This window comes from Mycoavidus cysteinexigens (genome assembly GCF_003966915.1).
GTDB lineage: Bacteria > Pseudomonadota > Gammaproteobacteria > Burkholderiales > Burkholderiaceae > Mycoavidus > Mycoavidus cysteinexigens.
Genome location: NZ_AP018150.1, coordinates 1,638,047 through 1,651,507, shown reverse-complemented (window position 1 = coordinate 1,651,507; position 13,461 = coordinate 1,638,047). Strand labels below are relative to the sequence as shown.

The window sequence follows — 13,461 nt, the reverse complement described above, 5'->3', positions numbered from 1 at the left end:
ATTCGTCTATGGGTTTAAAGTGCGTTAGTTGAATATTCGTCATTTGGCATGGGTTCAACTTCGCTGTGTTGCGCCGCTAGCATTTCAATCAGGGTAGTCATATAGCGGCGTAGGTAAACCCCTTGTTTATGCACAATATAGCTCATATAGCTGCCAAATAAATGAGCTAATGACAGTGCGCGTAGCGTGCCGCTCTTGAGTTGGGCATCCACGGTGATATTGGGTACGATCCCAATGCCTAAACCTAGTTCAAGATAGGTTTTGATGGTGTCAGCGTCAGTCGCTCTAAGCGCAATTTCTGGGGTTAGTGACTGGAGCTCAAACGTTTGAATCAGCTTAGCGTAGCTACTTGTGCAGCCAGTGTCATAGATCAGTAGCGGATAGCGTGCGAGCTCTTCAAGGGTGAATAGCTCATTGGCCATCAGCGGGTGATTGCTCGGCATGACAGCGACATAATGCCAGGGCGCAGAGGGTACTAAATTGAGTTCTGGATAACCCGTCACCGCTGCGGTAATTAGCCCGAGATCTGCCTCCTCGCTATTGACTCGATCTGCTACTTGAGTGGGCGTGCCTGGCATAATGGATAAGCGCACGCGGGGAAATTTTTTCTTGAATTCCGTAACGATAGAGGGCAGCGTGTAGCGGGTGCAGGCTTGGGCAGCAGCCAGTACGAGTTTGCCCTGATCTTGCTCAGCATACTCTTTGCCTACACGTTTAATATTATCGATTTCTTGCAGAATTTTTTCAACGGATAGTAAAATCGCGCGTCCAGGCTCAGTGAGTGAGCGTACTCGCTTGCCATGCCGCCTAAAAATATCGACCCCTAATTCATCTTCAAGTTCGATAATCGCTTTTGATACGCCGGGCTGTGACGTCGCCAGTGCTTTAGCCGCTTCAGTTAAATTGAAACTTCGCCGAACGGCTTCGCGCACAAAGTAAAACTGATGCAGGTTCATATCTGAGTGGGCGCTGTGGAGTCGTTTAGCAAAACACCCCTTGTTCGATTCGACCTAGGGTGTCCAAGACGCTCTCCGCGCCAATATCCGTATCGACTAGACTGAGTGGAGTTGCTCCACCCAGCGCTGGGGTAGGGGATTTTAGCCAATCGGTAGCCGTTTTTAAGTCTGCGAAAGTCTGTGTAGCGCGCACGACGACGCGTGCTAGTCTAAAGAGTTTGGAGGATTCTTCGCTACTCAGCAAGCCTTCACGCTTGCGCCGAGCAAGGGTGCGCTCCGGAATCGCAAGGGCTGTGGCAAGCTCGGCTTGCGATAGGCCAATGGACTTCAGCATGGCATCTACCGCGCGGGATGAAATGCCGCGCCGAATGATGTTAACCCATTCTAGCGCTGAGTGCGGCGCTTGATTTAAGACGGCTGTGCCGCCCAGTAAAACGCCAGTAGAGATATGGGCTGCGGTAGAGTTCATATCACCTTCCTAAGGATGCCAATATAAACATAGTTTACGCAATTTTGGCGTGAATGGCGAGAGATTTAATCTGTGGCTAGGCCATTAATGGCGGTCAACCCAACGCAGTGCAATTAAGCCAAATGCAATATAAATCAGGCTTGGCGTAGCAGCGGTAAGCGGCGCGGGCCAGGTATTGAGCGTGCCGATATGGGAGAATAGGGTGTTGATGAGCTGAAAGCTCATGCCGAGCATAATGCCGCCAAATACTTTAACGCCGACTACGCCGGCGCGGGTATGTAGATAGGCAAATGGCAAAGAAAGCGCAAGCATGACCCAAACCGTGAAGGGGTAGAGAAATTTGCGCCAGAGGGCAATCTCATAGCGCTGCGTGTCTTGATGATTTTCTTGTAAATGGCGAATATATGAAAATAAATCGAGCATTGACATACGGTCAGGCGCGACCAGCAGCACAGAGAGAATTTGGGGGGTCAGTTGGGAGCGCATTAAATATTCGGGCAAGGCAACTTGAGCCGCGTGATAAATCGGTTGCAACAGGTCAGGTTTTTGATTCACCACACTGCTTGATGGCGGCAAGGAGGTTGGTTTAGATAAGTGGGTTGCATGAACCTCAGTCAGCTGCCAATGATCAGGAGGGATAAATTTGCCTCGTTGAGCAACGCGTACATCGGTTAATTGAAATTGATGATCGAATTCATAAATTCGAACATGGCGAATTGTTGCATCAGGCATGAGTTCGCCAACATTCAGAAAGCGCATGACTGGACGCCCTGCGCCGTCATTGTCTAGCGTATCTTTGACCCACACCCCAGAGCGAAAATTCGAGGATACGGAGGAGCCTAATGCTTCGAGTCGCACACGCTCCGATAATTGATCTGCGTAAGGGCTCACTGCTTCGCCCAGGAGAAAAGTAGCGGCAACTAACGGTACGCCAATTTTGGCTAAAGCGCCAAGGGCGTGCCGGGTCGATAAACCGCTAATGCGCAAGATGGTGTACTCCGAGTTGGCGGCCATGGTGGCGAAGATATAAATTGCGCTAATTAACGCCGCCACTGGAATAATTTCGTATAAGCGAGATGGAGCGAGTAAAGCGACGCGTATCACAGCGTAACCAAACTTATAATTGTGCTGTCCGATTGAGTTGAGCTCGCTAATCAAATCAAAAAAGAAGAAGAGCCCAGAAAATGCAAACAGCACAAAGCCGAACGTGGCATAAATCTGGCGCGCTAAATAACCTTCGTAGACCAATAGAGAAGTGGGCATTGCAGGAGCAGACATAATTTATTTCTCTTTAGATCTAGCCATCGATAGATAGCTAAGCCACGGCCGCTGAAGGGTGCGTAACCCAAAAAGTAGCGCGACCACAGCGGCAGCAATCAGATGCAAGATGCATAGCCCTACGCCGAACGAGATTTTGCCTTGCTCAATCCAAGATTGCATTAAGTTCAGTAGATTTGAATAGGTCAGGTAAATCAAAACCGCCATAACCAAATTGATGGTGCGGCTGCGGCGGGGATTTTGATAGGCCAGCGGAATGGCGAGCAGCATCAAATTGATCGCAATCAATGGCAAACCTGCGCGCCATGCAAGTTCGGCTAAATTGACTGAACTGGGCTGCTGGATAAGTTGTAAAGTTGAGGTGCTGGTCGAGGAGGGGGTGTTAACAAAGCGTTGTTCGCCAATGCGCACCCCATAGCGTTCAAATGACATAATGCGGTAGTCAGGTTGGCCCGGTTGACCATCGTAGCGACGCCCATTTTCAAGCACCACAAAACGCTCGCCATCAGGTTGCGTCATGATGTGCCCCTGGCTTGAAACGATAATGCTGACTTTGCCATTTTCGGTACTACTGACAAAAACATTGCGTACCTGGGTGGCGTCAGGCGAGATGCTTTCGATGAAAAAAACCCGCTTGTTCGCGGCGGATTCTCGAAACTGACCCGGTGCCAGCAAAGAAACCTCGTCACGCTGCGCAAAATGTTCGCGCAAAATTTTGCTCTGTTCGTTTGACCAGGGCCAGCCGACGAAAGCGAAAAACGTAATGGCTACAATCAACGGCGCCGAAAAAACCGCAATTGGCTTAATCAAATGCGTCAGACTAACGCCAGATGACATCCAAACCACCATTTCTGAATCTCGGTACCAGCGGGTCAGTACAAACAGAATTGTGACAAATAGTGTCACAATCAGCATGACGGCGAGATAACCAATCACGGTAAGGCCAATCAGCGAAAGTACATCGCGCGGATCGACCTTGCCTGAGGCGGCAAAGCCGACAATGCGAATCATCATGGTGGCTAACATAATGGTTAGCAACACCATAAACACGGCTAGCGCCGTATATGCAAGCTCGCGTTGCAGGGAACGTTCGAAAATCATGGCGGTTGTAGCGGCCACATAGTAGCGACTAAAGAAAATAGCGGATAATCATGGTTTGCTTCAAAGCAACCCCAATTTATCCAAGGAGAGCGCGATGGACTTTAGCATAAAAGCATGTAACTGGAATAGAGCCACCCAAACTGAAATGCTGCAGGCGCAGTCTAATTGTATAGTGATTGGGCTCTTTGAAGGCAGTTCCCTGTTAGGTATTGCTAAACAAATCGATCAAGCAATGGATGGCGCAGTGGGTCGGCTCGTAAAAGCAGGCGAGGTCAGCGGCAAGTGCGGCGTGGTGCGGATGTTGCATGAGACCGTCGGTCCGAGCGCAGCTCGCGTTTTAGTGGTTGGCCTTGGGCCACGTGAGAATCTTAACGCGAAAGTTTTTACGCAAGCCACGCGGGCCGTGGCGCGCGCGCTTTTAATCACGCCCACGTTGTTTCCACGCATCAAAAATGTATGCTGGACACTGGCCCAAGAATGCAGCAACGAATTGGCTGCGGCAGCAGGGGTGCGCTTGTCGATTAGTTTAATGCGCGAAATCGCCTATCAATTTACGCAGCTAAAAAGCACCTCTGAGCCTAGCCAGGCTCGGCCCCAAAAGGTCATTATCACGGTGCATGCAGCGGACGAAAAAAATGCCAAAGTGGCGGCTAAACAGGGTGTTGCGCTGGCTAACGGGATGGATCTTACGCGTGATTTAGCCAATTTGCCTGGCAATATTTGCACGCCAGCTTACTTAGCGCAGACGGCGCAAGAGCTGGCGCGTGAATTTGCATTAAAAGCCGAGGTATTGGAGCAAAAACAATTAGAAAAGCTAAAAATGGGCGCATTTCTAGCGGTTGCCAAAGGCTCGACCGAAGCACCAAAACTGATTGTGTTGCATTATCAAGGGGCGGCGGCAAAAACCAAGCCGATTGTCCTGGTCGGCAAGGGGATTACTTTCGATGCGGGCGGGATTTCGCTCAAACCCGGCGAAGGCATGGATGAAATGAAGTACGATATGTGTGGCGCGGCCGCGGCGCTTGGCGTGTTGCGTGTGGTAGCCGAACTCGGTGTAAAGCTGAATCTTATTGTCGTGATTCCAACTTGTGAAAACCTGCCCGCGGGCAATGCCTATAAACCAGGCGATATTTTGACGAGCATGTCAGGACAGACGATTGAGGTTTTGAATACAGATGCTGAAGGGCGTTTGATTTTGTGCGATGCACTAACTTATGTTGAGCGTTTTAAACCGGCGCTTGTGATTGATATTGCAACCCTAACCGGGGCGTGTGTGATCGCGCTAGGCCACCATCATAGTGGCTTATATACGAAAGAAGACGTAGTCGCGAATGAATTACTTGCGGCTGCCGCAGTGTCGGCTGATGCGGCATGGCGTATGCCGCTTGATGATGAATATCAAGAACAACTGAAATCAAATTTTGCCGATATGGCGAACATCGGCGGGCGTCCTGCCGGTAGTGTTACTGCGGCTTGTTTCTTAGCTCGCTTTACGCAAGCTTATCCTTGGGCGCATTTGGATATTGCAGGTACTGCCTGGAAAAGCGGCGCGGCCAAAGGCGCAACTGGGCGGCCGGTGCCATTGTTGACGCAATTTTTGCTTGAGCGCGCAACTCGCTAATGGCTTATCCGTTATGACGCAAATTGATTTTCATACGCATGTTGGAGATCCGCTTGACTATGCGTGCCGGCTCGCGCGCAAAGTCTATGCCGCAGGCCAGCCTTTGCTAGTGCTGGCTGAGCCTGCGCTTTTGCGAGTTTTTGATGCGCGCTTATGGACCTTTTCCGCGCTTGAATTTATTCCGCATTGCATGGCAGATGATGCGCTTTGTGCAGTCACCCCGATCGTTTTAGCGACGCAGGCAAAACCCGCCTTATATGGCCGGATTTTGCTCAATCTTGGGACTGTTGTAGCGTCGGATTTTGCCCAGTTTACGCGCGTGCTTGAAGTCGTTGGCAGCGGGGCGGATGAGCTTGCCGCTGCGCGTGACAGGTACCGCTTTTATCGTGAGCAAGGTTATCAGCCTAACAGTTATAAGCGGGGTGATTAATTCGCTTTAGCAGGTGGATGCACCGAGGTTTGCAGGCAATGCTAGAGTCGCAAATTTGGCTAATACGCCACGCGTATAGCGAGGTGCTGGCTGCTTCCAGGCGGCGCGGCGGCGCTCTAGCTCAGCCTCCTCGACATTTAATTGCAGGAGTAATCGGTGCGCATCGATGGTAATCGAATCGCCTTCTTGCACCAGGCCTATCATGCCGCCTACAAACGCTTCAGGTGCAACGTGCCCTACCACTAAACCCCAACTCCCGCCAGAAAAGCGGCCGTCGGTAACTAAACCAACTGATTCGCCTAAGCCTTTGCCAATGAGGGCAGAAGTGGGGCTGAGCATTTCAGGCATGCCAGGGCCACCTTTGGGACCCAGATAGCGTAGTACAAGAATATCGCCGGCTTGAATCTCATCCGCCAGAATCGCGGCAAGCGTGCTTTGTTCGTCATCAAATACGCGCGCTGGGCCGGTCATTACAGGATTTTTGAGGCCACTGATTTTTGCAACCGCGCCATCTGGCGCTAAATTGCCCTTCAAAATGGCGAGATGACCTTTCTGATATAAGGCTTTTTCAATGGGAAAAATAACCTTTTGTTCAAGGTTAGGCGTATCTGGCACGGAGGCTAATTCTTCAGCGAGTGTAGCGCCGGTGATGGTGATGCAATCGCCATGCAGTAAGCCGGCATTTAATAAAATCTTCATCACTTGCGGAACACCGCCGGCGCGATGTAAATCGGTCGCCACATACTGACCCGACGGTTTGAGATCGCAAATCACTGGAACGCGTTGACGAATCCGCTCAAAATCATCGATGGTCCAATCGATCTCAGCGGCATGGGCCAGCGCCAGATAATGCAGAATTGCATTGGTTGAGCCGCCGGTCGCCATGACCACGGAAATGGCGTTTTCAATCGATTTTTTGGTGATAATATCGCGCGGCTTTAAATTGCGTTTGACCGCTTCAACCAGAACGCGCGCCGAGGCGGCAGCGGAGTCAATTTTTTCTTGATCGGGATTCGCCATGGTGGACGAATAGAGCAATGACATGCCAAGCGCTTCAAAGGATGAGCTCATGGTATTTGCGGTATACATGCCACCGCAGGAGCCGGTGCTCGGGCAAGCATTGCGTTCAATGCCCTCAAAATCTTCCTGATTGATGCGGCCAGCCATAAATTGCCCCACCGCCTCAAAAGCTGAGATAATCGTTAAATCTTTGCCATGCCAGTGACCTGGCTTGATCGTGCCGCCATAGACGTAAATCCCGGGCACATTCATGCGCGCTAGCGCAATCATCCCGCCTGGCATATTTTTATCGCAACCGCCAATCACAACCACGCCATCCATCCATTGGCCTTGCACTGCAGTCTCAATGCAATCGGCAATGACTTCGCGCGAGACCAGTGAATATTTCATGCCTTCGGTCCCCATCGACATGGCATCGGAAATCGTGGGCGTGCCAAAAATTTGAGGATTCGCGCCAGCGCTTTTAATTGAATTGACAGCAGCGTCTGCCAGGGGTTGCAAGCCGGCATTACAAGGCGTGATAGTAGAGTGGCCGTTGGCTATGCCAATCATGGGTTTATCGAAATCTTCTTTTTTATAACCCAGCGCGTAATACATAGACCGGTTGGGCGCGCGTTCGACACCTTGCGTGATATGGCTTGAACGTGAATTATGAGGCATTGATTCTCCTTTAAGCAAAAGCAACGGGCAAAAAAAGCAACACCTATACTCGGCGGTGAGCTTGCCACGATTAAATTCCAGTTATATCTGTCATCACTAAGCTAAGTATAGCAATGAAAGCTCAGTTTATTTATTACAAATACTATAATGTGTGGTTTCTGAACGGTTTATAGGTCATCTGATGCTGAGCCATCCACAATTCGATCCGATTGCACTTCAACTGGGCCCGCTTGCGGTGCATTGGTACGGCTTAATGTATTTGGTAGCATTTCTTGCCGCGATTGGGTTGGGCCGCTGGCGACTACGTCTGCCGCAGATCATGGCGCAAGGCTGGAGTGCAAAAGCCTTAGAGGATCTGATGTTTTATGCCGTCCTTGGAACTATTTTAGGGGGGCGGCTGGGTTACGTAGTGTTTTATAAGGCGAGCTATTATTTAGCTCACCCGCTAGATATTTTTAAAGTATGGGAAGGCGGGATGTCGTTTCATGGCGGTTTTCTTGGCGTAAGCTTTGCTCTGTTGATTTACGCTCGTCAACATCAGCGCCGGTGGCTGGAGGTGACTGATTTTATGGCGCCGCTGGTACCTGCGGGTTTGGCCGCGGGTCGTTTTGGTAATTTTATTAACGGCGAACTGTGGGGCCGCGTGACCGCCCCTGATACTTGGTGGGCAATGTTGTTTCCACAGGCGGCGCGCGCCGATTACGCCTGGTTATTGAGTCATCCGCAACAGGCTGCTGCATTCGGGTTGCAAGCTATTTTTACACAATACGGCGCCTTACCGCGTCATCCTTCCCAGCTCTATGAAGTTGCTCTTGAAGGGTTTGCGCTGTTTCTGCTGGTTTGGTTATTTGCACGCAAGGCGAGACCGGTTGGCGCGGTTTCAGCCGTTTTCTTGATTGGATATGGCTGCGCGCGTTTTCTGATTGAATTTTTGCGTGAACCGGATGCGTTTCTTGGCTTGCTAGCGCTGGGTTGGTCGCTCGGGCAATGGCTTTCAATACCGATGGTGATTACCGGGGTTGGTGTGCTGATGTATACCTATCGAGGGTGCCAATCAACTTCTCTGTCAAAGGCTAAGAAGTAAAATTGAGAGGATAAAAAAAACGGCGTCGAGAATTCGACGCCGTGTTATAAAATCCCCGCCTTAGCCGTTAGACCAGCATCCTGAACCGGGGTTCAAGATGGTCGCAGTTAGTAGTACTTTGAGTGCATCAGACAAGTGATGCTCACACCCGTACCACAAATTTCCGCAACCTTTGCGTATCGCATTGGTTCAAAGAGTATATGGCCCGCACGAACCAGGCAGGGAAACCTGGAGTTTAAATTACAACTTTAGCTTTTTAAACAAATCAAAAAATTGACTCAACAACTATACTCTACCGGCCCCTATTTAGAGCCCTCAATTAGGTTGGATCGCTGTTTGACGCTAGCATATTTTGCTCATGCTGCTCAATCGTAGTGGCAATCCGTTGATTCATACGTTGCATTGTACGTCGAATTTCTTCAGTAGGGAATGCTTCATTTTGGCGTACGCTCCGTTGCAGCAATAAAAGCTCAGAAGCTAACGAAAGTGCGGCCATGACAGCAATCCGATCAGTGCCGCGAGCAGTGCTTTGAGCGCGCACTTTCGTCATTTCTGCGTCAACGCGGCTAGCGGCTTCCAATAAGGTCGCCTCGTTCTCTGCTGAACAGGCGAGGCGGTACTGTTGATCCAATATTTGGACTTCAATTTGTTTATTTGTCATGAGAACTTACTGGTGTTTATTGAAAAGAATCAGTGTGCGGCGCAGTGGGTAGTGCCGGCGGTAATTGGGTAAGAATCGCATTCAGTTGAGTCTGCGCTTCTTCGATTTTGGCGGCTAGGGCATCGCGTTCACTGCGAGTTTGCTCAAGTGCCATGTGGGTTTCGGCTAAGGTTGCTTGGGTTTGCGCCAACTGTTGGGTGACTTCTCGCGATTGTTGGCGATAGCGGTCGAGCAATGTAATAAGCCGACTAATATTTTGTCGTAAAGAATCTATTTCGTTAAGCATGAGCTGCATCCTTGGAAGTCAGCGTATTTTAACCGGATCAAATCGCGTTGCGGCAGTTTGCGTTAAGAAAGGCAAACTTAAGCATAAATTAGCGACGATATTCGTGTGGCCGATGGTCGTCATCTTAATGACGCTATCGCGGTTGGCGCACGCCGATACAAACCCGTCGGATACTGAAAAGATGAGGTCAGTTAAATTAGCCATCAACCCAATCCCGGTCCAGCCGCCAGTGTTGGCTCAAGTGGTGGTGACGGCTTCTCGCATGGCGTTGCCGTTAAAACACACGCTGGCGCCCACTACATTATTTAATCAGCAGGATATGGTGGAGAGTGGCGCCCTAGATTTACCGGCATTATTGCCTGTTGTTGCGGGGGTACAGGTGGTTAGAAGTGGTGGGCCTGGGGCAACCAGTAGTCTTTTTTTGCGGGGCGCTGCGGCGTCGCAAACCCTAGTATTGATTGATGGGGTACGGGTTGACTCAGCGAGTCTTGGGAGTGCGCAGTTATCGCAGTTGATGTTGGATCAGTTTGAGCGGATCGAAGTGGAGAGTGGCAACGCCTCTGCGCTGTATGGCTCAAATGCGATTGGCGGCGCGGTGCACATTTTCACGAAAGAAGGGGGCCAGCATGCACCCAAATTAAATTTTTCGGCGGAAATGGGTAGCCATCATACCCAGCATCAACAAGTCGGCATGGCTGGCGCATTGGATGCCGCAGGTGACACGACCTTTAACTTGAATGGCTCGCGCCTGAAAACGGCGGGCTTCGCCGCGCGGGAGAGGCAACCCATGCAAGTAGCCTCTCCGCCAGCTTACGGCTTTTTTACGGAAAGTATCGGAACTCAGCTTAAGCACCGCTTTACGCCCTCTTGGCTGGCAGGGATACGCTTTTATCAATCAGAAGGGGCGGTGGGTTCTGATCTGGCCTACGGTTGCCCTACGGACCTCAATTTAGCCCATAATCGGGTGCGCACTGCATCGATTTTTGTGGACGGAAAATTAGGCCAAGTTTGGCGCACTTCCTTGCTGCTGGCCAGTAGTAACGACCAAAACCTAAATTGGCTAAATGGCATATTCGATAATCATTTTAGCACCACCAATCGCCAACTGACCTGGCAAAATGAGCTGACGCTAAGGCCCAAGCAACGGCTGCGGTTTGGCTATGAATACCTTCAGCAAAACTTAGATGCCAGCCTTTATGCAGCCGCCAGCCGGCATTTGCATGCCAGTTTTGCGGGCTATCAGGTTGGCTTGGGCGCACATCAGTTACAGTTTAATGTGCGGCGCGATCAATCTACGCAGTTTGATGTGGCGCATAGTTACTATGCCGGCTACGGTTACTCCTTCGATCCGTATTGGAAATTTACGGCGAGCCATTCGACTGCATTTCGCGTGCCATCGTTTAATGATTTATATTATCCGAATTATGGTAATGCCAAATTACAACCTGAATCTAGCCACGCGGTGGAGGCGGGGATTGAACATGTTTCAGATCAATTGGGCATGACGCGTTTGAGCGTATTTCAGACGCGTTACAATGATTTAATTGAAGCTATACCCATTCCCCCCGCCGAGAGCAATGTATTTCAGTTATATCAAGCTCAAAATATTGGCCGCGCGCGGGTGCAGGGACTAGAAGCAACCTGGCACGGACGTGTGCTAGGTACGCGGATACGGAGTTCAGTGACGGCGCAACGCGCCCTGGATGAAACCCATAAGCGTGATCTTCCGCGCCGCGCGCGGTATTTGGCAAACTTATTTGCGACGCGTCGCTTGGGCGATTGGCAGGTGGGTGGCTTATGGTTGATGAGCGGTCAGCGTCATGACAACGGCACCCTGCTAGGTGGCTATGGAGTGGTGAACTTGAATGCGCGTTACGATATATCCCGCTCATGGTACTTCGCAACCCGGATTGAAAATCTGTTAAACAAAAACCATGAACTGGTGCATGCTTATCGCGCCGCGCCACGTAGCGTATATTTCACGTTAGGGTGGCGACAGCGTTAAGTTTGCAAGCATTGCCACGCCCAATTGAATTATGTCAAAAAGCCAATGATCAAAAGCATGACGTTACAGCGAGCTGCCTCCATCTGGGCGATACTTTTCTTGATTGCAGTTATCGTATTTGTAGTCTCGCTCGCAGTCGGCAGCGTTACGTTGTCTTTCGCGCAATTATTGCGCGTTTGCTTCATCGCTGAGGACAGCGTTGCGGCACAAATTGTTCATACTTTGCGGCTACCTCGCGCGGTAGCAGGCTTTGCTTGCGGTGCATTGCTGTCGGTGGCGGGCGCGCTACTCCAAATTTTATTGCGTAATCCACTTGCCGATCCTTATGTGCTAGGCGTATCAGGCGGCGCAGCCAGTTTTGCTTTGGGTGCGATGATGCTCTCGGTACCGGCTTTTTATATTAATCTTTGTGCTTTTGCCGGCGCGCTTGTGGCCATCATGATTTTATTGCTCGCCACGCGGCGCATAGGGTTGCAGCACGCATCGCTTATCGCTGCGCCGCACTTATTATTAAGTGGAGTTGTGTTAGCGACAGGTTGGGGTGCATTGATGATTCTTTTACTCACGCTAGCGCCAGAGCGCGCATTGCGTGGCATGATGTTCTGGCTGGTCGGAGATTTGAGCGGCGTAACGCAAGGTTGGTTTGCATTAGTCGTGCTTGCCGGGGTGCTCAGCATAAGCTTAAGGTATGCGACACAATTAAATGTTTTGCTGCGCGGCGAGACTACGGCGTATGCGCTAGGGGTTGCGGTTGTGCCATTGCGGCGGCGGATTTATTGGTTGGCTTCACTGGCCACAGCAACCGCAGTAAGTAGTATTGGGAGCGTTGGATTTATTGGCCTAGTGGTACCTCATGGATTGCGCCTTTTACTGGGAAATGATCAACGCATGTTGTTGCCGGCGGTGGCCCTGGCCGGCGGGGCATTGACCCTGGTGGCGGATCTTGCGGCGCGCACTATAGCCGCGCCGCTTCAATTACCATTAGGTGCCGTGACTGCATTGATTGGGGTACCGGTCTTTTTATGGTTGCTTGCCAGCACGCGCCGATGAATCAGTATTTGTCAGAGGGCGCAGCAACTGCCGCAGATACAGAAATAGGTGCGCCCGTGGTGCCCGGGCTGGCTGTGCGTGAGCTGATGCTCGCGCGGGGTTCTCGCACTCTCGTGGCTGGCTTCACACAATGCTTTTTGCCGGGGCAGATATGGTGTATTGCTGGCCCTAATGGGGTGGGTAAAACAACTTTAATCGAAAGCTTAGCGGGCTTGTGCCAAGCGCAGCAAGGTGAGATTAAGCTGGATGGTCGCGTGCTGCCCTCATGGTCAACCGTTGCGCTCGCGCGGCGACGAGCGTTATTGCCGCAAACTTTGCAAGATATATTTAGCTCCAGTGTATTTGAGACCGTCTTACTCAGTCGTTATCCTTATCTGGCAGGTTGGGGTTGGGAGACCAAGCAAGACCACCTGGCTACTTGGGCGGCGCTCGCGAGCTGGAATTTAGCGTCGCTGGCTACGCGTGATGTGATGTCACTCTCGGGCGGCGAGCGGCAGCGGGTTGCGTTGGCGGCAGTGCTCTGCCAGCAGACGCCATTACTTTTATTGGATGAGCCGCTAGCGTATTTAGATTTACCTTACCAAATTGATTGCCTACAGCGTTTACGGAGTTGGGTGGGGGATGCGCAACGCACAATTATTTTTTCATGTCATGATTTAAATTTGGCGCGCCGGTTCGCCACCCACGCACTTTTGCTGGATGGCAATGGAGCTGCCTATAGTGGCCTAGCGCGGGACATTCTCTCGCCGATCCTAGTGAGCCGCGTGTTCCAATATCCGTTTAAACTTTTGCAAGACGCTGAACAAGAAATCTTGACGCCGGTTTAATTTTCATTGCGCC

At 51.0% G+C, this 13,461-nt stretch carries 13 protein-coding genes and 1 other RNA gene; 6 read left to right on the top strand and 8 right to left on the bottom strand.

Annotation, left to right across the window (positions count from 1 at the left end; translation table 11 throughout):
• Nucleotides 1-14: 14 nt before the first annotated feature.
• The 4 genes from MCB1EB_RS06895 to lptF all read right to left on the bottom strand — a co-directional run bounded on the left by MCB1EB_RS06895 (nucleotide 15) and on the right by lptF (nucleotide 3,804).
• Nucleotides 15-956 (bottom strand): LysR substrate-binding domain-containing protein, encoded by a 942-nt coding sequence (locus tag MCB1EB_RS06895; protein ID WP_045361852.1) that lies wholly within the window; start codon nucleotides 954-956, stop codon nucleotides 15-17.
• 25 nt (nucleotides 957-981) lie between these two features.
• Nucleotides 982-1,425: an Xre family toxin-antitoxin system antitoxin gene (locus MCB1EB_RS06890; protein ID WP_026921908.1), complete on the bottom strand. Its 444-nt coding sequence runs from the start codon at nucleotides 1,423-1,425 to the stop codon at nucleotides 982-984.
• Between the two features lie 84 nt (nucleotides 1,426-1,509).
• On the bottom strand, nucleotides 1,510-2,688 hold the full coding sequence (gene lptG / locus MCB1EB_RS06885) for an LPS export ABC transporter permease LptG (RefSeq protein WP_034957254.1): 1,179 nt from the start codon (nucleotides 2,686-2,688) through the stop codon (nucleotides 1,510-1,512).
• Nucleotides 2,689-2,706: 18 nt separating this feature from the next.
• Nucleotides 2,707-3,804, bottom strand: coding sequence for an LPS export ABC transporter permease LptF (gene lptF / locus MCB1EB_RS06880; RefSeq protein ID WP_045361855.1), 1,098 nt, complete (start codon nucleotides 3,802-3,804; stop codon nucleotides 2,707-2,709).
• A 94-nt stretch (nucleotides 3,805-3,898) separates the two neighbouring features.
• Between lptF and MCB1EB_RS06875 the strand changes: the two genes are divergently transcribed.
• Both MCB1EB_RS06875 and MCB1EB_RS06870 read left to right on the top strand, forming a co-directional pair.
• Entirely contained in the window at nucleotides 3,899-5,425 is a 1,527-nt protein-coding gene (locus MCB1EB_RS06875) for a leucyl aminopeptidase (RefSeq protein ID WP_045361856.1), read from the top strand.
• A gap of 13 nt (nucleotides 5,426-5,438) precedes the next feature.
• Nucleotides 5,439-5,855: a DNA polymerase III subunit chi gene (locus MCB1EB_RS06870; protein WP_045361860.1), complete on the top strand. Its 417-nt coding sequence runs from the start codon at nucleotides 5,439-5,441 to the stop codon at nucleotides 5,853-5,855.
• A 6-nt stretch (nucleotides 5,856-5,861) separates the two neighbouring features.
• On the opposite strand, the gene ilvD is transcribed toward MCB1EB_RS06870, so the two are convergent.
• Nucleotides 5,862-7,535, bottom strand: coding sequence for a dihydroxy-acid dehydratase (gene ilvD / locus MCB1EB_RS06865; protein WP_045361862.1), 1,674 nt, complete (start codon nucleotides 7,533-7,535; stop codon nucleotides 5,862-5,864).
• Between the two features lie 181 nt (nucleotides 7,536-7,716).
• On the opposite strand from ilvD, the gene lgt reads away from it, so the two are divergent.
• Entirely contained in the window at nucleotides 7,717-8,619 is a 903-nt protein-coding gene (lgt, locus tag MCB1EB_RS06860; RefSeq protein WP_045361863.1) for a prolipoprotein diacylglyceryl transferase, read from the top strand.
• 48 nt (nucleotides 8,620-8,667) lie between these two features.
• On the opposite strand, the gene ssrS is transcribed toward lgt, so the two are convergent.
• The 3 genes from ssrS to MCB1EB_RS06845 form a co-directional block, all read right to left on the bottom strand.
• A non-coding RNA gene (gene ssrS / locus MCB1EB_RS06855) (6S RNA) lies at nucleotides 8,668-8,847 on the bottom strand.
• Between the two features lie 91 nt (nucleotides 8,848-8,938).
• Nucleotides 8,939-9,280 (bottom strand): cell division protein ZapA, encoded by a 342-nt coding sequence (locus MCB1EB_RS06850; protein WP_045361866.1) that lies wholly within the window; start codon nucleotides 9,278-9,280, stop codon nucleotides 8,939-8,941.
• A gap of 16 nt (nucleotides 9,281-9,296) precedes the next feature.
• The gene (locus MCB1EB_RS06845; RefSeq protein ID WP_045361868.1) at nucleotides 9,297-9,566 is read right to left on the bottom strand and encodes a hypothetical protein; all 270 of its coding nucleotides are present in this window, start codon (nucleotides 9,564-9,566) and stop codon (nucleotides 9,297-9,299) included.
• Here MCB1EB_RS06845 and MCB1EB_RS06840 point away from each other — a divergent pair.
• The 3 genes from MCB1EB_RS06840 (at nucleotide 9,565) to MCB1EB_RS06830 (ending at nucleotide 13,448) form a co-directional block, all read left to right on the top strand.
• Nucleotides 9,565-11,571, top strand: a complete 2,007-nt coding sequence (locus MCB1EB_RS06840) for a TonB-dependent receptor domain-containing protein (protein ID WP_052393578.1) — start codon at nucleotides 9,565-9,567, stop codon at nucleotides 11,569-11,571. The two genes, MCB1EB_RS06845 and MCB1EB_RS06840, sit on opposite strands and share 2 nt — an antisense overlap.
• Nucleotides 11,572-11,628: 57 nt before the next feature.
• Nucleotides 11,629-12,621 (top strand): FecCD family ABC transporter permease, encoded by a 993-nt coding sequence (locus MCB1EB_RS06835; RefSeq protein ID WP_081953578.1) that lies wholly within the window; start codon nucleotides 11,629-11,631, stop codon nucleotides 12,619-12,621.
• A gap of 86 nt (nucleotides 12,622-12,707) precedes the next feature.
• On the top strand, nucleotides 12,708-13,448 hold the full coding sequence (locus MCB1EB_RS06830; protein ID WP_045365439.1) for an ABC transporter ATP-binding protein: 741 nt from the start codon (nucleotides 12,708-12,710) through the stop codon (nucleotides 13,446-13,448).
• The last annotated feature ends 13 nt before the right edge of the window (nucleotides 13,449-13,461 follow it).

Excerpts from the sequence above, each read along its gene's own strand:
- MCB1EB_RS06895 (WP_045361852.1), bottom strand. The coding sequence starts at position 956 with ATGAACCTGCATCAGTTTTACTTTGTGCGCGAAGCCGTTCGGCGAAGT.
- MCB1EB_RS06890 (WP_026921908.1), bottom strand. The coding sequence starts at position 1,425 with ATGAACTCTACCGCAGCCCATATCTCTACTGGCGTTTTACTGGGCGGC.
- lptG (WP_034957254.1), bottom strand. The coding sequence starts at position 2,688 with ATGCCCACTTCTCTATTGGTCTACGAAGGTTATTTAGCGCGCCAGATT.
- lptF (WP_045361855.1), bottom strand. The coding sequence starts at position 3,804 with ATGATTTTCGAACGTTCCCTGCAACGCGAGCTTGCATATACGGCGCTA.
- MCB1EB_RS06875 (WP_045361856.1), top strand. The coding sequence starts at position 3,899 with ATGGACTTTAGCATAAAAGCATGTAACTGGAATAGAGCCACCCAAACT.
- MCB1EB_RS06870 (WP_045361860.1), top strand. The coding sequence starts at position 5,439 with ATGACGCAAATTGATTTTCATACGCATGTTGGAGATCCGCTTGACTAT.
- ilvD (WP_045361862.1), bottom strand. The coding sequence starts at position 7,535 with ATGCCTCATAATTCACGTTCAAGCCATATCACGCAAGGTGTCGAACGC.
- lgt (WP_045361863.1), top strand. The coding sequence starts at position 7,717 with ATGCTGAGCCATCCACAATTCGATCCGATTGCACTTCAACTGGGCCCG.
- MCB1EB_RS06850 (WP_045361866.1), bottom strand. The coding sequence starts at position 9,280 with ATGACAAATAAACAAATTGAAGTCCAAATATTGGATCAACAGTACCGC.
- MCB1EB_RS06840 (WP_052393578.1), top strand. The coding sequence starts at position 9,565 with ATGAGCTGCATCCTTGGAAGTCAGCGTATTTTAACCGGATCAAATCGC.
- MCB1EB_RS06845 (WP_045361868.1), bottom strand. The coding sequence starts at position 9,566 with ATGCTTAACGAAATAGATTCTTTACGACAAAATATTAGTCGGCTTATT.
- MCB1EB_RS06835 (WP_081953578.1), top strand. The coding sequence starts at position 11,629 with ATGACGTTACAGCGAGCTGCCTCCATCTGGGCGATACTTTTCTTGATT.
- MCB1EB_RS06830 (WP_045365439.1), top strand. The coding sequence starts at position 12,708 with ATGCTCGCGCGGGGTTCTCGCACTCTCGTGGCTGGCTTCACACAATGC.